The following is a 19,288-nucleotide window of genomic DNA, read 5'->3' as shown; positions in this document are numbered from 1 at the left end:
TTCTATGACTTCTCTGTATTTAGCTTCCGGTTCTCCGCGTCGTCAGGAGTTACTTGCGCAACTTGGCGTGACCTTTGAACGTATTGTTACAGGCATTGAGGAGCAGCGTCAGCCGCAGGAGAGCGCGCAGCAGTATGTTGTGCGTCTGGCGCGCGAGAAAGCACAGGCGGGTGTCGCGCAAACGGCGCAGGATCTCCCGGTGCTGGGTGCGGATACTATCGTTATCCTGAATGGAGAAGTGCTGGAGAAACCGCGCGACGCAGAGCATGCGGCGCAGATGTTGCGCAAATTATCGGGTCAGACCCATCAGGTGATGACGGCAGTGGCGTTGGCCGACAGCCAGCACATTCTCGATTGCCTGGTGGTCACCGATGTGACTTTCAGAACGTTAACAGACGAAGACATCGCGGGCTATGTCGCCAGCGGTGAACCGTTAGATAAAGCAGGTGCATACGGTATTCAGGGGCTGGGTGGCTGTTTTGTCAGGAAGATAAATGGCAGCTATCACGCCGTAGTCGGCTTACCGCTGGTTGAAACGTATGAATTATTAAGTAATTTTAACGCACTGCGTGAGAAAAGGGATAAACATGACGGCTGAATTGTTAGTAAACGTAACGCCTTCGGAAACGCGAGTGGCGTATATTGATGGCGGTATTCTGCAGGAAATTCATATTGAACGTGAGGCGCGACGCGGAATAGTAGGCAATATCTACAAGGGTCGTGTAAGTCGTGTACTTCCGGGTATGCAGGCGGCTTTTGTAGATATTGGGCTGGATAAAGCCGCGTTTCTTCATGCATCCGATATCATGCCGCACACCGAATGTGTGGCGGGTGAAGAACAAAAGCAATTCACGGTGCGCGACATCTCGGAACTGGTTCGTCAGGGGCAAGATCTGATGGTGCAGGTGGTGAAAGATCCGCTTGGCACTAAAGGTGCGCGCCTGACCACCGATATCACGCTGCCTTCTCGCTATCTGGTGTTTATGCCAGGGGCTTCTCACGTTGGGGTTTCCCAACGTATTGAAAGCGAATCAGAACGTGAACGCCTGAAAAAAGTGGTCGCAGAGTATTGCGACGAGCAGGGCGGGTTTATCATCCGTACCGCAGCGGAAGGGGTTGGCGAGGCTGAACTGGCCTCCGATGCCGCTTATCTGAAACGCGTCTGGACCAAAGTTATGGAGCGTAAAAAACGCCCGCAGACCCGTTATCAGCTGTACGGCGAACTGGCGCTGGCGCAGCGTGTTCTGCGTGATTTCGCCGACGCCGAACTGGACCGCATTCGCGTTGACTCACGCCTGACTTACGAAGCATTGCTGGAGTTTACCTCGGAGTACATTCCCGAGATGACCAGCAAGCTGGAGCATTACACCGGACGCCAGCCGATTTTCGATCTCTTTGATGTCGAAAACGAAATCCAGCGAGCGCTGGAACGCAAAGTAGAACTGAAATCCGGTGGTTATCTGATTATCGACCAGACCGAAGCGATGACCACCGTGGACATCAATACCGGGGCGTTTGTCGGTCATCGCAATCTGGACGACACCATTTTCAATACCAATATTGAAGCGACGCAGGCTATCGCTCGCCAGTTACGGTTGCGCAATCTGGGCGGGATTATCATTATTGATTTCATCGATATGAATAATGAAGATCACCGCCGACGCGTGCTGCACTCGCTGGAGCAGGCATTGAGCAAAGACCGGGTGAAAACTAGCGTTAATGGTTTTTCGGCGCTGGGGCTGGTGGAGATGACGCGTAAACGCACCCGCGAAAGCATTGAGCACGTACTGTGTAACGAATGCCCAACCTGCCACGGTCGCGGAACGGTGAAAACCGTGGAAACGGTATGCTATGAAATCATGCGCGAGATTGTTCGTGTCCACCATGCTTACGACTCCGACCGTTTCCTGGTCTATGCTTCTCCGGCAGTAGCTGAAGCCTTGAAAGGCGAAGAGTCACACTCGCTGGCGGAAGTGGAAATTTTCGTTGGTAAACAGGTTAAAGTACAAATTGAACCGCTCTATAACCAGGAGCAGTTTGACGTCGTAATGATGTAAACAGATGCTGGGCCGCCATCCGGCAAAGGGTTTTTGAGTCACATTTTTAGCAGACAAGGAGTGACGGGTGAGGCGATTGCCGGGGATTTTACTGCTTACTGGAGCCGCGCTCGTTGTGATCGCTGCCCTGCTGGTTAGCGGCCTGCGTATTGCTTTACCGCATCTTGACGCCTGGCGTCCGGAAATCCTCAACAAAATAGAATCCGCGACTGGCATGCCGGTAGAAGCCAGTCAGCTCTCAGCCAGCTGGCAGAATTTTGGCCCGACGCTTGAAGCACACGACATCCGTGCAGAACTAAAAGATGGCGGCGAATTTTCGGTTAAACGCGTTACTCTGGCGCTGGATGTCTGGCAGAGCTTGTTACATATGCGCTGGCAGTTTCGCGACCTCACTTTCTGGCAGCTGCGCTTTCGCACCAACACTCCTATCACCAGCGGTGGTGGTAATGATAGCCTGGAAGCCAGTCACATCAGCGATCTGTTTCTTCGTCAATTTGACCATTTCGATCTCCGCGACAGTGAAGTCAGTTTTCTGACGCCATCCGGTCAGCGCGCCGAGCTGGCGATCCCACAACTCACCTGGCTGAACGATCCACGTCGACACCGTGCGGAAGGCCTGGTAAGCCTCTCCAGCCTTACCGGACAGCACGGCGTGATGCAGGTGCGCATGGATTTGCGCGATGATGAGGGGTTGTTAAGCAATGGTCGCGTCTGGCTACAGGCGGATGACATCGACCTGAAGCCGTGGCTCGGTAAATGGATGCAGGACAATATTGCTCTGGAAACGGCACAGTTCTCCCTTGAAGGCTGGATGACGATCGACAAAGGCGATGTAACCGGCGGTGACGTCTGGCTGAAACAGGGCGGTGCCAGCTGGTTGGGCGAGAAGCAAACGCATACGCTGTCGGTGGATAATCTGACCGCGCATATTACGCGTGAAAATCCGGGCTGGCAGTTCTCTATTCCCGATACACGGATCACGATGGACGGCAAACCCTGGCCGAGCGGAGCATTGACGCTGGCCTGGGTACCGGAACAGGACGTTGGCGGCAAAGACAATAAACGCAGTGACGAACTCCGGATTCGCGCCAGTAATCTGGAGCTGGCAGGCCTGGAGGGCATACGCCCGCTGGCCGCGAAACTTTCACCTGCACTGGGTGATGTTTGGCGCTCCACACAACCGAGCGGCAAGATTAACACTCTGGCGCTGGATATCCCGCTTCAGGCGGCAGACAAGACCCGTTTTCAGGCATCGTGGAGCGATCTGGCCTGGAAGCAATGGAAATTATTACCGGGTGCGGAACACTTCTCCGGGACGCTTTCCGGCAGCGTTGAAAATGGTTTGCTTACCGCGTCGATGAAGCAGGCAAAGATGCCTTACGAAACGGTATTCCGTGCGCCACTGGAAATCGCCGACGGCCAGGCAACTATAAGCTGGCTGAACAATGACAAAGGTTTCCAGCTGGATGGGCGTAATATTGACGTTAAAGCCAAAGCCGTCCATGCGCGCGGCGGTTTTCGTTACCTGCAACCTGCTAACGATGAACCCTGGCTGGGTATTCTGGCTGGCATCAGTACCGATGATGGTTCACAAGCCTGGCGCTATTTCCCGGAAAACTTGATGGGTAAAGACCTGGTTGATTACTTAAGTGGCGCGATTCAGGGCGGTGAAGCGGATAACGCGACGCTGGTTTATGGTGGCAATCCGCAACTCTTCCCCTATAAACACAACGAAGGTCAGTTTGAAGTGCTGGTGCCGCTGCGCAACGCGAAGTTTGCCTTCCAGCCGGACTGGCCTGCATTAACTAACCTTGATATTGAACTGGACTTTATTAACGACGGTTTATGGATGAAAACCGATGGCGTTAATCTGGGCGGCGTGCGCGCGAGTAATCTCACCGCAGTGATCCCTGACTACTCGAAAGAAAAACTGCTGATTGACGCTGACATTAAAGGTCCGGGTAAAGCCGTTGGCCCTTACTTTGATGAGACACCGCTGAAAGATTCTCTGGGGGCGACCCTGCAAGAACTCCAGCTCGACGGCGATGTGAATGCTCGCTTACATCTTGATATCCCGCTGAACGGCGAACTGGTAACCGCGAAAGGTGAAGTGACGCTGCGTAATAACAGTCTGTTTATCAAACCACTCGACAGCACCCTGAAAAATTTGAGCGGTAAATTCAGCTTTATCAATAGCGATCTGCAAAGTGAACCACTGACAGCAAGCTGGTTTAATCAGCCGTTGAACGTGGATTTTTCCACCAAAGAAGGGGCAAAAGCCTACCAGGTAGCGGTAAACCTCAACGGTAACTGGCAACCGGCGAAAACCGGCGTTCTGCCTGAAGCGGTGAACGAAGCATTGAGTGGCAGCGTGGCGTGGGATGGTAAAGTGGGCATTGATCTGCCTTATCATGCTGGTGCGACCTATAACATAGAGCTGAACGGCGATCTAAAGAATGTGAGCAGTCACTTACCTTCACCGTTAGCCAAACCTGCGGGTGAACCACTAGCGGTAAACGTTAAGGTTGATGGCAATCTCAACAGCTTTGAATTAACCGGACAGGCTGGTGCGGATAATCATTTCAATAGCCGCTGGTTGCTCGGTCAAAAGCTGACGCTCGATCGTGCTATTTGGGCGGCAGACAGTAAAACGCTCCCGCCGTTGCCGGAACAAAGTGGCGTTGAACTCAATATGCCGCCGATGAATGGTGCCGAGTGGCTGGCCCTGTTCCAGAAAGGCGCTGCGGAGAGTGTCGGTGGTGCAGCGAGTTTCCCACAACACATAACGTTACGTACGCCTATGTTGTCACTGGGAAATCAGCAATGGAATAACCTGAGTATTGTTTCGCAACCGACGGCAAATGGCACCCTGGTTGAAGCGCAAGGGCGTGAAATCAACGCCACGCTAGCGATGCGTAATAACGCGCCGTGGCTGGCGAATATCAAATATCTTTATTACAACCCGAGCGTGGCGAAAACTCGTGGTGATTCAACGCCGTCATCACCTTTCCCGACAACGGAGCGCATTAACTTCCGTGGCTGGCCGGACGCCCAAATACGATGCACAGAGTGCTGGTTCTGGGGGCAAAAATTCGGTCGCATTGACAGTGATATCACCATTTCTGGCGATACGTTAACGCTGACCAATGGACTGATTGATACTGGTTTCTCGCGGCTTACTGCCGATGGTGAATGGGTTAATAATCCGGGGAATGAACGTACCTCGCTGAAAGGAAAACTGCGCGGGCAGAAAATTGATGCCGCCGCAGAATTTTTTGGTGTCACGACGCCCATACGCCAGTCGTCATTTAATGTGGATTACGATTTACACTGGCGCAAAGCACCCTGGCAGCCAGATGAAGCGACGTTGAATGGCATCATTCATACTCAACTGGGTAAAGGCGAAATTACCGAAATCAATACCGGACATGCTGGGCAATTGCTGCGCTTATTGAGCGTAGATGCCCTGATGCGTAAGCTGCGTTTTGATTTCAGAGACACTTTTGGCGAAGGGTTCTATTTTGACTCCATTCGCAGCACCGCGTGGATTAAAGACGGCGTTATGCACACCGACGACACGCTGGTGGATGGCCTGGAGGCGGATATCGCCATGAAAGGGTCGGTAAATCTGGTACGTCGCGACCTGAATATGGAAGCGGTTGTCGCACCAGAGATTTCTGCGACGGTGGGCGTGGCTGCGGCTTTTGCGGTTAACCCCATTGTTGGCGCGGCAGTGTTTGCCGCCAGTAAAGTGCTGGGGCCGCTGTGGAGCAAAGTCTCCATTTTGCGCTATCACATTTCGGGTCCGCTGGACGATCCGCAAATCAACGAAGTGTTGCGCCAACCGCGTAAAGAAAAAGCGCAATGATTTGACGAGGGCGCGTAATTGCCCCAATCTCATATGATAATCGTTGCCAAAGGCCAACGAGCCGGAACATAACTGTAGGCCGGATAGGGCGTTCACGCCGCATCCGGCAGCCGTAAAAAATCCTCTACTGCAGTAACTAACGAGTAGCAAAAACGATGAGTCTGAACCTGGTAAGTGAACAATTGCTAGCGGCGAACGGCCTGAAACATCAGGACTTGTTCGCGATCCTCGGTCAACTGGCCGAACGTCGCCTTGATTATGGCGATCTCTATTTTCAGTCGAGCTATCACGAATCCTGGGTTTTAGAAGACCGCATTATTAAAGATGGTTCTTACAACATCGATCAGGGCGTTGGTGTGCGTGCAATCAGTGGTGAAAAAACCGGATTTGCTTACGCAGACCAAATCAGCCTGCTGGCGCTGGAACAGAGTGCGCAAGCGGCGCGCACCATCGTCCGTGATAGTGGTGATGGCAAAGTACAGACGCTGGGCGCGGTAGAGCATAGCCCGTTGTATACCTCGGTAGATCCGCTGCAAAGCATGAGCCGTGAAGAGAAGCTGGATATCCTGCGTCGCGTCGATAAGGTTGCCCGCGAAGCGGACAAGCGCGTACAAGAAGTGACTGCCAGCCTCAGCGGCGTTTATGAATTAATTCTGGTTGCGGCCACCGACGGCACGCTGGCGGCGGATGTTCGTCCGCTGGTGCGTCTTTCCGTGAGCGTTCTGGTCGAAGAAGATGGCAAACGCGAACGCGGTGCCAGTGGCGGCGGCGGTCGTTTTGGTTATGAGTTCTTCCTTGCCGATCTTGACGGCGAAGTCCGTGCGGATGCATGGGCAAAAGAAGCAGTGCGTATGGCGCTGGTCAATCTTTCTGCCGTTGCTGCACCAGCGGGCACCATGCCGGTAGTACTTGGCGCAGGTTGGCCGGGCGTGCTGTTGCATGAAGCGGTAGGTCACGGTCTGGAAGGCGACTTCAACCGCCGCGGCACTTCAGTATTTAGTGGGCAGGTCGGGGAGCTGGTGGCTTCAGAACTGTGTACCGTGGTTGATGACGGCACGATGGTCGATCGCCGTGGTTCGGTGGCGATTGATGACGAAGGTACGCCAGGCCAGTACAACGTGCTGATTGAGAACGGCATTCTGAAAGGCTACATGCAGGATAAACTCAACGCGCGTTTGATGGGGATGACGCCGACTGGCAACGGTCGCCGTGAATCCTACGCCCATCTGCCCATGCCGCGTATGACCAACACCTATATGCTGCCGGGTAAATCGACCCCGCAGGAAATTATTGAATCCGTTGAGTACGGTATCTATGCACCGAACTTTGGTGGCGGTCAGGTGGATATTACATCCGGCAAATTCGTTTTCTCCACTTCAGAAGCGTATCTGATTGAAAACGGTAAAGTAACGAAGCCGGTGAAAGGCGCGACGTTGATTGGTTCCGGTATCGAAACCATGCAGCAGATTTCGATGGTTGGCAACGACCTGAAACTGGATAACGGCGTGGGTGTCTGCGGTAAAGAAGGGCAAAGTTTGCCGGTTGGCGTGGGCCAGCCAACGCTGAAAGTTGATAACCTGACTGTTGGCGGTACTGCGTAATAATTTCATTATTTTCAGAAGGATAATTAATCTTTCTACGTGCACGAACGGTCCCCTCGCTCCTCTGGGGTTAGGGTGAGGGGAACCCGTTGGCACAGGTTTGTAGAACGTAACAGTACAATATGAATTACTTCTCTTTCCCGCGCCCGTGCATCTCCTGAAACAATTTACCGACCTCAACAAAATAATCCGTCAGCGAGTTGATCACGACCTGTACCTTCAGCGGCAGCTTATCTTTTTCGGTATATAACGCATAAACCGGGCGTGGATCTGACTGATAACGCGGCAGCAGGATCTCCAGCTCACCGCGATTGATCTCGTTGATCACCCACATCAGCGGCACGTAGGCGATCCCGGCACCCGCCGTTAGCCAGCGCACCAGCGTCATCGGATCATTAGTCACAAATCTCCCTTGCGGGATCAGGCGAGTCGAGATCCCTTCCGGTGCAATCAGTTCAAATTCATTGTCGGGCCGCACGCTGTATTCAAGCCATGAATGGCTACTTAAATCGGCGGGTTTTTCCGGTATGCCGTATTGTGTGAGATAGCTTTTCGCGGCGCACACCACCATTGGCATCGCGCCAAGACGGCGGGAAAACAGGCTGGAATCCTGCAACGCGCCGACGCGGATCACCACATCCAGACCGTCGGCAATCAGGTCGGGGGCTGGAATTCCGGTAACCAGATTGACGCTCAAACCTGGGTATTCTTTCAGCATTTTGGCTGTCAGCCCGGCGAGAACATTTTGTGCCATAGTTGAAGAACAGCCAATGCGTAGCGTCCCGATGGGGGTGTTATTGAAGGCATACAGTTGCTCATGAACATCCTGCACTTCATGAAGCATACGACGGCAGCCCTGGTAGTAAATTCTACCGGCTTCGGTCAGGCCAATGCTGCGTGTGCTACGGTTTAACAGCTTTACCTGCAACTCATCTTCCAGTTTTGACACCGTCTGACTGATGGACGAAACGCTCATCTGTAGCTGTCTGGCGGCGGCGGTAAAAGAGCCAAATTCAACTACTTTGGCAAACACCGACATGCGTTTTAGTCGTTCCATTATTCACTCTGACTTAAAAGTGATTTAGATCACATAATATAGATAACAGCATAACAGTTACGCTAATATATTAAATATCAATCTACAGCAATGTTGCTCTCGCCCGGCTTTCCATGCCCTTCTCTGCGGCGACAGATGCTGAAAATAATAACGCCTGCTCTCTCTTTACAACCAAGGTCAACATGAGTCTGTTTCCCGTTATCGTGGTGTTTGGGCTGTCCTTCCCACCGATATTTTTTGAATTGCTTTTATCACTGGCGATTTTCTGGCTGGTGCGCCGGGTACTTGTGCCAACAGGTATCTACGACTTTGTCTGGCATCCGGCGTTGTTCAACACCGCGCTCTATTGCTGCTTGTTTTATTTGATATCGCGACTGTTCGTTTGAGGTTGAAGTGAAAACACTAATAAGAAAATTCTCCCGTACGGCCATCACGGTCGTATTAGTCATTCTGGCCTTCATCGCAATTTTTAATGCCTGGGTCTATTACACCGAATCCCCCTGGACGCGTGACGCGCGCTTTAGCGCTGACGTCGTTGCGATCGCGCCGGACGTTTCTGGACTCATTACCCAGGTGAATGTTCATGATAACCAGCTGGTGAAAAAAGGACAGATACTGTTCACCATCGACCAGCCGCGCTATCAAAAGGCGCTTGAGGAAGCGCAAGCCGATGTTGCTTATTATCAGGTACTGGCACAGGAGAAACGCCAGGAGGCCGGACGTCGTAACCGTCTCGGTGTGCAGGCGATGTCTCGCGAAGAGATCGACCAGGCTAACAACGTACTACAAACGGTTCTGCATCAGTTAGCGAAAGCGCAGGCGACCCGCGATCTGGCAAAACTGGATCTTGAACGCACGGTGATCCGCGCGCCAGCAGATGGCTGGGTGACCAACCTCAACGTCTATACCGGTGAGTTTATTACTCGAGGATCAACGGCGGTTGCGCTGGTGAAACAGAACTCCTTCTATGTACTGGCCTATATGGAAGAAACTAAGCTGGAAGGGGTGCGTCCGGGGTATCGTGCAGAGATCACGCCGCTTGGCAGTAACAAAGTGCTGAAAGGGACTGTTGATAGTGTTGCCGCAGGGGTCACCAACGCCAGCAGCACGCGTGACGACAAAGGGATGGCGACTATAGACTCTAACCTTGAATGGGTGCGTCTTGCGCAACGTGTTCCGGTTCGTATTCGTCTCGACAACCAGCAAGAGAACATCTGGCCTGCGGGCACCACTGCTACAGTGGTGGTCACTGGCAAACAAGATCGCGACGAAAGCCAGGATTCGTTCTTCCGTAAAATGGCCCATCGCCTGCGTGAGTTTGGTTAATCACGATGGGTATTTTCTCCATTGCTAACCAACATATTCGCTTTGCGGTAAAACTGGCGACCGCCATTGTACTGGCGCTGTTTGTTGGCTTTCACTTCCAGCTGGAAACGCCACGCTGGGCGGTACTGACAGCGGCGATTGTTGCCGCCGGTCCGGCCTTTGCTGCGGGAGGTGAACCGTATTCTGGCGCTATTCGTTATCGTGGCTTTTTGCGCATCATCGGCACATTTATTGGCTGTATTGCCGGACTGGTGATCATCATTGCGATGATCCGCGCACCATTATTGATGATTCTGGTGTGCTGTATCTGGGCCGGTTTTTGTACCTGGATATCCTCGCTGGTACGAATAGAAAACTCGTACGCGTGGGGGCTGGCCGGTTATACCGCGCTGATCATTGTGATCACCATTCAGCCGGAACCATTGCTTACGCCGCAGTTTGCCGTCGAACGTTGTAGCGAGATCGTTATCGGTATTGTGTGTGCGATTATGGCGGATTTGCTCTTTTCTCCGCGATCGATCAAACAAGAAGTGGATCGAGAGCTGGAAAGTTTGCTGGTCGCGCAATATCAATTAATGCAACTCTGTATCAAGCATGGCGATGGTGAAGTTGTCGATAAAGCCTGGGGCGACCTGGTGCGACGCACCACGGCGCTACAAGGCATGCGCAGCAACCTGAATATGGAATCTTCCCGCTGGGCGCGGGCCAATCGACGTTTAAAAGCGATCAATACGCTATCGCTGACGCTGATTACCCAATCCTGCGAAACTTATCTTATTCAGAATACGCGCCCGGAATTGATCACTGATACTTTCCGCGAATTTTTTGACACGCCGGTAGAAACCGCGCAGGACGTCCACAAGCAGCTCAAACGCCTGCGGAGAGTTATCGCCTGGACCGGGGAACGGGAAACGCCTGTCACCATTTATAGCTGGGTCGCGGCGGCAACGCGTTATCAGCTTCTCAAGCGCGGCGTTATCAGTAACACAAAAATCAACGCCACCGAAGAAGAGATCCTGCAAGGCGAACCGGAAGTCAAAGTAGAGTCAGCCGAACGTCATCATGCGATGGTTAACTTCTGGCGAACCACACTTTCCTGCATTCTGGGCACGCTTTTCTGGCTGTGGACGGGCTGGACTTCCGGCAGTGGTGCAATGGTGATGATTGCGGTAGTGACGTCACTGGCAATGCGTTTGCCGAATCCACGCATGGTGGCGATCGACTTTATCTACGGGACGCTGGCCGCGCTGCCGTTAGGGCTGCTCTACTTTTTGGTGATTATCCCTAATACCCAACAGAGCATGTTGCTGCTGTGTATTAGCCTGGCAGTGCTGGGATTTTTCCTCGGTATAGAAGTACAGAAACGGCGACTGGGCTCGATGGGGGCGCTGGCCAGCACCATAAATATTATCGTGCTGGATAACCCGATGACTTTCCATTTCAGTCAGTTTCTCGACAGCGCATTAGGGCAAATCGTCGGCTGTGTGCTCGCGTTCACCGTTATTTTGCTTGTGCGGGATAAATCGCGCGACAGGACCGGACGTGTACTGCTTAATCAGTTTGTTTCTGCCGCTGTTTCCGCGATGACTACCAATGTGGCACGTCGTAAAGAGAACCACCTCCCGGCACTTTATCAGCAGCTGTTTTTGCTGATGAATAAGTTCCCAGGGGATTTGCCGAAATTTCGCCTGGCGCTGACGATGATTATCGCGCACCAGCGCCTGCGTGATGCGCCGATCCCGGTTAACGAGGATTTATCGGCGTTTCACCGACAAATGCGCCGCACAGCAGACCATGTGATATCTGCCCGTAGCGATGATAAACGTCGTCGGTACTTTGGCCAGTTGCTGGAAGAACTGGAAATCTACCAGGAAAAGCTACGCATCTGGCAAGCGCCACCGCAGGTGACGGAACCGGTTCATCGGCTGGCGGGGATGCTCCATAAGTATCAACATGCGTTGACCGATAGTTAAGTCAAAACCGACGCCAAAAGCGTCGGTTTTTTCATGGCTATACTTAGCGATGCACGGCAGAACTCGCCGCGAAACGTGACGGTGGCAACAGATGAATATTTATACCTTTGATTTTGATGAGATTGAGAGTCAGGAGGATTTTTATCGTGACTTTAGCCAAACCTTTGGTCTGGCGAAAGATAAGGTACGCGATCTCGACTCACTATGGGATGTGTTAATGAACGATGTCCTGCCGCTACCACTTGAGATTGAATTTGTTCATCTGGGAGAGAAAACGCGTCGCCGTTTTGGCGCGTTAATATTGCTGTTTGATGAGGCAGAGGAAGAGCTGGAAGGGCATTTGCGTTTTAATGTTCGTCATTAGCGCGAAAAAAAGCCCCCGAACCGGGGGCAATATCGTCGGACAAGACGATGAGGGTTTATTTGTACAGTTCAGCCGTAGCGTGCCAGGTGTCACCGCTACGAGCTTCAGTAATCTGGTAGGCCGTTGCGCCTTTCTCTTCCGCTTTTTTGTTCAGCATTTCACGCATATCCATTGGCGAAGACGCCACACCACTTACGGATACGGTCCCGATTGCTTCACGATTTTGTGCTTGTGCAGCATCAATGGAGTCGGCAGCGAATGCACCGAAAGAGAGAACAGAAAGTACGCTTAATGCAGCTACAGTGGTTTTGATTTTCATGATTTTTACCTCGACATAATCTTTTAGCTGGGTCTTTGTTTCGTGACCCATATCACAAAATCAAGTATACACTAATTATTGAACTAATTAATACCACGCTAACTGTTTCAGTTGATACTAAGTGTTAAAAATGTGAATTTTAATAACAAAAAAGTATAAAAAACACGGTTATTTATTATTAATTATAGTATTTTCAATTAGATAATGAATTTTGCATAATGTGCTTTTTTTACCGTATGTATTCATTTTGTGAATGATGTGTCGCGGTAAAACGCACTATTCGTTAAATGTATCGCAGGAGAAAGAAGGGGAATGAGAGGGATAAGCAACATTTTCCCCGCCGCCAGAAGCGACGGGGCAGAGATTAAAGCTCCTGGTCGAACAGCTCTAAAATTGCTTCGTACAGGTCTTTGACGGTGAAACCGTTAGCAGGGGTGGTAAAGATGGTGTCATCGCCAGCGATGGTGCCCAGAATACCTTCTGCTTTGCCCAGTGAGTCCAGCAGGCGAGCAATTAACTGCGCCGCGCCAGGGCTGGTATGAATCACGACAACTGCATCGTTGTAGTCGATATCCAGCACCAGATTCTTCAATGGACTGGAGGTAGTTGGTACACCCAGTTCAGCTGGCAGGCAGTAAACCATTTCCATTTTGGCATTGCGTGTACGTACAGCACCAAACTTGGTCAACATCCGCGAGACTTTAGACTGATTAATATTGTCAAAGCCTTGCTCCTGCAACGCGGCGACGATTTCGCCCTGGGAGCTAAATTTCTCTTCTTTAAGTAATGCTTTAAATGCTTTAACTAGTTCTTCTTGCTTAGCCGAGCTTCGCATAAGTCACCCGATATGGTGGTTGATACAACATTATTGTGCATACAGATGAATTTTTATGCAAACAGTCAGCCCTGAAGAAGGCTGAAATAATGTTATGAAAGAGCGGGATTTTATCAAATTTCGTTATTGAGAAACATGCCTGCGTCACGGCATGCAAATTCTGCTTAAAAGTAAATTAATTGTTATCAAATTGATGTTGTTTTGGCTGAACGGTAGGGTATATTGTCACCACCTGTTGGAATGTTGCGCTAATGCATAAGCGACTGTTAATTACGTAAGTTAGGTTCCTGATTACGGCAATTAAATGCATAAACGCTAAACTTGCGTGACTACACATTCTTGAGATGTGGTCATTGTAAACGGCAATTTTGTGGATTAAGGTCGCGGCAGCGGAGCAACATATCTTAGTTTATCAATATAATAAGGAGTTTAGGATGAAAGTCGCAGTCCTCGGCGCTGCTGGCGGTATTGGCCAGGCGCTTGCACTACTGTTAAAAACCCAACTGCCTTCAGGTTCAGAACTCTCTCTGTATGATATCGCTCCAGTGACTCCCGGTGTGGCCGTCGATCTGAGCCATATCCCTACTGCTGTGAAAATCAAAGGTTTTTCTGGTGAAGATGCGACTCCGGCGCTGGAAGGCGCAGATGTCGTTCTTATCTCTGCAGGTGTAGCGCGTAAACCGGGTATGGATCGTTCCGACCTGTTTAACGTTAACGCCGGCATCGTGAAAAACCTGGTACAGCAAGTTGCGAAAACCTGCCCGAAAGCGTGCATTGGTATTATCACTAACCCGGTTAACACCACTGTTGCAATTGCTGCTGAAGTGCTGAAAAAAGCCGGTGTTTATGACAAAAACAAACTGTTCGGCGTTACCACGCTGGATATCATTCGTTCCAACACCTTTGTTGCGGAACTGAAAGGCAAACAGCCAGGCGAAGTTGAAGTGCCGGTTATTGGCGGTCACTCTGGTGTTACCATTCTGCCGCTGCTGTCACAGGTTCCTGGCGTTAGTTTTACCGAGCAGGAAGTGGCTGATCTGACCAAACGTATCCAGAACGCGGGTACTGAGGTGGTTGAAGCGAAAGCCGGTGGCGGGTCTGCAACCCTGTCTATGGGCCAGGCAGCTGCACGTTTTGGTCTGTCTCTGGTTCGTGCACTGCAGGGCGAACAAGGCGTTGTCGAATGTGCCTACGTTGAAGGCGACGGTCAGTACGCCCGTTTCTTCTCTCAACCGCTGCTGCTGGGTAAAAACGGCGTGGAAGAGCGTAAATCTATCGGTACCCTGAGCGCATTTGAACAGAACGCGCTGGAAGGTATGCTGGATACGCTGAAGAAAGATATCGCCCTGGGCGAAGAGTTCGTTAATAAGTAATTGATTAGCGAATAATAAAAAACCGGAGCACAGACTCCGGTTTTTGTTTTGAGCACTCGACTTAATTGGTTGCCGGATATTCCTGAATGGTGACCTGCAGCGTTAACTGCTTATCATCACGCATCACTACAACCGGGATCACCGAACCAGGGCGAATTTCCGCCACCTGATCCATCGTCTCCAGAGCAGAGATGGCCGGTTTGTTATCCACCGAAATAATCAGATCGTTGACCTGAATACCCGCATTCGCCGCTGGGCCGTCAGGTGACACTTCATTAACCACGATCCCTTGCAGTTGATCTATACCACCGCTCTGCGCGTGCAGTGGTGCGATCTCGCGTCCGCCGATACCAATGTAGCCGCGGATCACGCGACCATCGCGGATCAGCTTATCCATAATTTTGGTTGCTAACTGGAAAGGAATCGCAAAGCCGATACCTTCCGGCGTTTCGCCATCGTTACTCTTATCAAACGACAGCGTGTTAATGCCCATCAGTTCTCCCAGCGAGTTCACCAGCGCGCCGCCAGAGTTACCGTGGTTAATGGAAGCATCGGTTTGTAGGAAGTTTTGCCGCCCGGTCGGGTTCAGACCGATTCGACCCGTGGCACTAATAATCCCCTGGGTAATGGTCTGCCCGAGGTTGTACGGGTTACCGATCGCCAGTACCACGTCGCCAATGTGCGGTACGCGACGTGCATTGATCGGAATGGTAGGTAAACCGCCAGTGGCATTAATTTTAAGTACCGCCAGATCGGTTAGAGAGTCAGATCCCACCAGCAATGCTTCAAATACACGACCATCCTGTAAGGCGACGATGATCTGATCGGCGTCGTTGATGACGTGTTTATTGGTGATGATATAACCGCGTTGATCCATGATTACACCGGATCCCAAGGTGCGGATCTCAAGCTGGTTGTGAGAGTTGGTGTTCAAACCACGGTTGTAAACGTTAACCACCGCTGGCGCGGCGCGGCGAACCGCCAGATTATAACTGGCAGGCGTCTCATCGGTACTGTCAAATTGCGGAGTGGAAAGCGGGTTAAGGCTGCGCAGCGAAGGCATGGCAACCAGCAGAATAGCGCCGACAATTAATCCAATCGCAACGGAACGTAAGAGCTTCACAAACATGATGGAGGCGTCATTAAAAAAGGGAACGGCAGCAGCATACCACGAGTTAACCGGACATCACACGTAAGCCTGATGCCCGGTTTACGACATTAACGCATCAGCAGATAGATGCTTTCATTGCCGCGTACAATTTGCAGGGCGATGATGGCCGGTTTTGCCGCCAGCACTTTACGCATTTCAGCAATCGAGTTCACCCGATCGCGGTTGACGCCAATGATCACATCGTCTTTTTGCAAGCCAGCCTGAGCAGCTGGGCTTCCTTTGACAACTTCATCGATTTTAATACCTTTGCCGCCATCTTTTAGCTGACCATCGCTCAACGTTGCACCTTCCAGCGCTGGCGTGATCATTTCAGCGCTGGCCGACGAAGAGGTGCTGGTATCGAGCGTCACTTCTACTTCCAGTGGTTTGCCGTTACGCAGCAGGCCAAGCTTCACTTTCGTGCCCGGCTCGGTGGTCGCGATACGAGAGCGCAACTCAGCAAAGCTATTCAGCGGTTTGCCGTTGAGGCTGGTAATAATATCGCCCGCTTTGACGCCCGCTTTTGCCGAGCCAGAACCTGGCAACACTTCGCTGACAAACGCGCCACGCTGCACGTCAAGGTTGAAGGCTTTGGCGATATCGGCACTCATCTCGGTGCCTTTGATGCCTAACAAACCGCGTTTGATTTCACCAAAGTCGATAAGCTGCTGCGCCAGTGTTCGCGCCATATTACTGGGGATGGCAAATCCAATCCCGACGCTCCCGCCGCCAGGCGCAAGGATTGCAGTGTTGATGCCAATTAACTCACCGTTAAGGTTTAATAGTGCACCGCCGGAGTTACCGCGGTTAATGGAAGCATCTGTCTGGATAAAGTTTTCCAGACCTTCAAGATTCAACCCGCTGCGGCCTAATGCGGAAACAATGCCAGAGGTGGCGGTTTGCCCAAGGCCAAATGGGTTACCGACCGCTACGGCAAAATCACCGACGCGCAATTTATCGGAGTCGGCAATAGCGATTTGCGTTAATTTGCTCGGGTTTTGAATTTGTAACAGGGCGATATCGCTCTGGTCATCGCTACCAATCAGTTTTGCATCAAACTCGCGCCCATCATTGAGCTGAATACTGATTTTCTGTGCCTGATTAATCACATGGTTGTTGGTCAGCACATAGCCTTTACTGGCGTTGATGATGACACCGGAACCTAAACCTTCGAAGGGTTGTGCAGGTTGATCCGGTAAATCATCACCAAAAAACTTTTTGAATTCTTCCGGGATTTTCTGTCCCTGACTGGCCGTTCCTTCCACCCGTACGCTCACCACTGCCGGAAGCACTTTTTCCAGCATTGGAGCCAGACTGGGGAGAGGGGCCTGATCGGCAACCTGGCCTGGAATCGACGCGACGGCCTGAAATGACGCCGAGAGAGTTAACCCGACACTTAACGCTAATGCACTCAACAGCTGGGTTTGTTTTTTCATTATTCCTGCTCTCGTACCTGAATGATAAGAAAAGAGATTCAAAACAGTTTGATGTTATTGAATTTTCAGACGGCTAACAATGAGACACCAGATTAAATGATAGTCGGGGAGGGAGAGAAGAGGAGGGCGCAATGGCTGCGCCCGAAAAATAAATTAGTCGCGCTTCGCGCCAGTACGCAGCAGGCCGGATGCGCCTTCAGAATAGTCGCGAGGCATCTGCACCGGTGCCTGATCGTTGCTGGCTTCAGACTCTGCCAGACGATTACGGAACGGGTTTGCTTCAGCAGACAGTTCCGGCAGCAGGCTGCTGGAGCTTTTCGCCATGTGCTGATACAGCTGGCGATAGTCGTGCGCCATGGTATCCAGTAATTCCGCGCTGCGGGCAAAGTGGCTAACCAGCTCTTCGCGATACTCGTCCAGTTCAGCTTTATTCTTTTCCAGTTCGTACTGCAACGCCTGTTGCTGGCGTAGTTTACGATTACCAAAACGCATGGCCACAGCACCAATAATGATGCCGACGACTAACCCAATTAGCGCATATTCCCAGGTCATGAACATCTCCCGTTGTCTTTTGTTTCCGTAGGGTGTTGGCTTCAGGCTCCATGCCTGCGGCTGATTATGCCACTATAACCGTTAATTCCACAGAAGTGGAATCCCGACTGCATATCGCGTAGTGTAGAACGGCCTTTTTTTCGTCAACCGTGAACAACGGCGCACCGATTATTCAAGGAATAACAATAAGATCATGCAAAGCGTTACCCCAACATCGCAATACCTGAAGGCGCTCAATGAAGGCAGCCATCAACCCGACGACGTTCAAAAAGAGGCCGTCAGCCGCCTGGAAATTATTTATCAAGAACTCATCAATAGCAGGCCACCAGCCCCCAGGACGAGTGGGCTAATGGCGCGGGTCGGTAAGCTGTGGGGTAAACGCGAAGACACAAAGCATACGCCAGTGCGTGGCTTATATATGTGGGGCGGTGTAGGACGCGGGAAAACCTGGCTGATGGACCTTTTCTATCAAAGCCTGCCGGGAGAGCGGAAACAGCGCCTGCACTTTCACCGTTTTATGCTGCGGGTGCACGAAGAGCTAACTGCCTTACAGGGGCAGACCGATCCGCTGGAAATTATTGCCGATCGCTTTAAAGCCGAAACTGACGTGCTCTGTTTTGACGAATTTTTTGTTTCTGATATTACCGACGCCATGCTACTTGGCGGTCTGATGAAAGCCCTGTTCGCCCGCGGCATTACCCTGGTAGCGACGTCAAATATTCCGCCGGATGAACTTTATCGAAATGGCCTGCAACGTGCGCGTTTTCTGCCTGCAATCGATGCCATTAAACAGCATTGTGATGTAATGAACGTGGACGCTGGTGTTGATTATCGACTGCGTACACTCACTCAGGCGCATCTGTGGCTTTCGCCACTCAACGATGAAACCCGGGCGCAGATGGATAAACTATGGTTGGCGCTGGCGGGGGCGAAACGAGAAAATTCACCGACGTTAGAAATCAACCATCGGCCATTGGCGACAATGGGCGTCGAGAACCAGACGCTGGCGGTCTCTTTTACTACGCTGTGCGTCGACGCCCGCAGTCAGCATGACTATATTGCGCTCTCACGTCTCTTTCATACGGTCATGTTGTTTGATGTACCAGTTATGACGCGGTTGATGGAGAGCGAAGCGCGGCGCTTTATTGCGCTGGTGGATGAGTTTTACGAGCGCCATGTCAAATTAGTGGTGAGTGCAGAAGTGCCGCTGTATGAAATTTATCAGGGCGATCGGCTGAAGTTTGAGTTCCAGCGTTGCCTGTCACGTCTGCAAGAGATGCAAAGCGAAGAGTATCTGAAGCGCGAGCATTTGGCGGGTTAAAACCTGTCACAAATCACAAAAAGGGGTCGATCTTTGACCCCGACTTCTCTATAATC

General features: G+C 51.5%; 16 protein-coding genes. 10 read left to right on the top strand and 6 right to left on the bottom strand.

Annotation, left to right across the window (positions count from 1 at the left end; translation table 11 throughout):
- The first annotated feature begins 4 nt into the window (after positions 1-4).
- The 4 genes from yhdE (at position 5) to tldD (ending at position 7,526) form a co-directional block, all read left to right on the top strand.
- Positions 5-598, top strand: a complete 594-nt coding sequence (gene yhdE, locus ACJHXA_RS15610) for a nucleoside triphosphate pyrophosphatase YhdE (RefSeq protein WP_000203096.1) — start codon at positions 5-7, stop codon at positions 596-598.
- On the top strand, positions 588-2,057 hold the full coding sequence (gene rng / locus ACJHXA_RS15605; protein WP_000123197.1) for a ribonuclease G: 1,470 nt from the start codon (positions 588-590) through the stop codon (positions 2,055-2,057). Before yhdE ends, rng begins: the two co-directional genes overlap by 11 nt.
- A 67-nt stretch (positions 2,058-2,124) precedes the next feature.
- Positions 2,125-5,925, top strand: a complete 3,801-nt coding sequence (yhdP, locus tag ACJHXA_RS15600) for an AsmA2 domain-containing protein YhdP (RefSeq protein ID WP_001253578.1) — start codon at positions 2,125-2,127, stop codon at positions 5,923-5,925.
- Between the two features lie 155 nt (positions 5,926-6,080).
- Entirely contained in the window at positions 6,081-7,526 is a 1,446-nt protein-coding gene (gene tldD, locus ACJHXA_RS15595; protein ID WP_000055909.1) for a metalloprotease TldD, read from the top strand.
- 127 nt (positions 7,527-7,653) lie between these two features.
- On the opposite strand, the gene aaeR is transcribed toward tldD, so the two are convergent.
- Positions 7,654-8,583: an HTH-type transcriptional activator AaeR gene (gene aaeR, locus ACJHXA_RS15590; protein WP_000440317.1), complete on the bottom strand. Its 930-nt coding sequence runs from the start codon at positions 8,581-8,583 to the stop codon at positions 7,654-7,656.
- 182 nt (positions 8,584-8,765) lie between these two features.
- Between aaeR and aaeX the strand changes: the two genes are divergently transcribed.
- The 4 genes from aaeX (at position 8,766) to ACJHXA_RS15570 (ending at position 12,246) form a co-directional block, all read left to right on the top strand.
- Positions 8,766-8,969, top strand: coding sequence for a p-hydroxybenzoic acid efflux pump operon protein AaeX (aaeX, locus tag ACJHXA_RS15585; RefSeq protein ID WP_000051841.1), 204 nt, complete (start codon positions 8,766-8,768; stop codon positions 8,967-8,969).
- Between the two features lie 7 nt (positions 8,970-8,976).
- Positions 8,977-9,909, top strand: a complete 933-nt coding sequence (aaeA, locus tag ACJHXA_RS15580) for a p-hydroxybenzoic acid efflux pump subunit AaeA (protein ID WP_000854021.1) — start codon at positions 8,977-8,979, stop codon at positions 9,907-9,909.
- Positions 9,910-9,914: 5 nt separating this feature from the next.
- Positions 9,915-11,882, top strand: coding sequence for a p-hydroxybenzoic acid efflux pump subunit AaeB (gene aaeB / locus ACJHXA_RS15575; RefSeq protein WP_000510962.1), 1,968 nt, complete (start codon positions 9,915-9,917; stop codon positions 11,880-11,882).
- 91 nt (positions 11,883-11,973) lie between these two features.
- Positions 11,974-12,246, top strand: a complete 273-nt coding sequence (locus tag ACJHXA_RS15570) for a barstar family protein (protein WP_001029013.1) — start codon at positions 11,974-11,976, stop codon at positions 12,244-12,246.
- A gap of 55 nt (positions 12,247-12,301) precedes the next feature.
- Here ACJHXA_RS15570 and yhcN read toward each other — a convergent pair whose 3' ends face one another.
- On the bottom strand, positions 12,302-12,565 hold the full coding sequence (gene yhcN, locus ACJHXA_RS15565; protein WP_000695690.1) for a peroxide/acid stress response protein YhcN: 264 nt from the start codon (positions 12,563-12,565) through the stop codon (positions 12,302-12,304).
- A 364-nt stretch (positions 12,566-12,929) separates the two neighbouring features.
- Positions 12,930-13,400 (bottom strand): transcriptional regulator ArgR, encoded by a 471-nt coding sequence (gene argR, locus ACJHXA_RS15560; RefSeq protein ID WP_001257846.1) that lies wholly within the window; start codon positions 13,398-13,400, stop codon positions 12,930-12,932.
- Positions 13,401-13,834: 434 nt separating this feature from the next.
- Here argR and mdh point away from each other — a divergent pair, with 434 nt between their 5' ends.
- Complete coding sequence (gene mdh, locus ACJHXA_RS15555) at positions 13,835-14,773, top strand: malate dehydrogenase (RefSeq protein WP_001295272.1); 939 nt, start codon at positions 13,835-13,837, stop codon at positions 14,771-14,773.
- Between the two features lie 61 nt (positions 14,774-14,834).
- Here mdh and degS read toward each other — a convergent pair whose 3' ends face one another.
- The 3 genes from degS to zapG form a co-directional block, all read right to left on the bottom strand.
- Complete coding sequence (degS, locus tag ACJHXA_RS15550; RefSeq protein ID WP_000497724.1) at positions 14,835-15,902, bottom strand: outer membrane-stress sensor serine endopeptidase DegS; 1,068 nt, start codon at positions 15,900-15,902, stop codon at positions 14,835-14,837.
- 89 nt (positions 15,903-15,991) lie between these two features.
- Entirely contained in the window at positions 15,992-17,359 is a 1,368-nt protein-coding gene (gene degQ, locus ACJHXA_RS15545) for a serine endoprotease DegQ (protein WP_001295271.1), read from the bottom strand.
- A gap of 153 nt (positions 17,360-17,512) precedes the next feature.
- Complete coding sequence (gene zapG / locus ACJHXA_RS15540) at positions 17,513-17,911, bottom strand: Z-ring associated protein ZapG (protein WP_001295270.1); 399 nt, start codon at positions 17,909-17,911, stop codon at positions 17,513-17,515.
- Between the two features lie 193 nt (positions 17,912-18,104).
- Here zapG and zapE point away from each other — a divergent pair, with 193 nt between their 5' ends.
- On the top strand, positions 18,105-19,232 hold the full coding sequence (gene zapE, locus ACJHXA_RS15535) for a cell division protein ZapE (protein ID WP_001192307.1): 1,128 nt from the start codon (positions 18,105-18,107) through the stop codon (positions 19,230-19,232).
- Positions 19,233-19,288 lie beyond the last annotated feature (56 nt).

Origin of the sequence: Escherichia sp. WS33 (assembly GCF_046486385.1) — a bacterium.
Classification (GTDB): domain Bacteria; phylum Pseudomonadota; class Gammaproteobacteria; order Enterobacterales; family Enterobacteriaceae; genus ECMA0423.
Note: the sequence above shows the minus strand (reverse complement) of the source record. Positions and strands in the feature narration are given on the sequence as shown.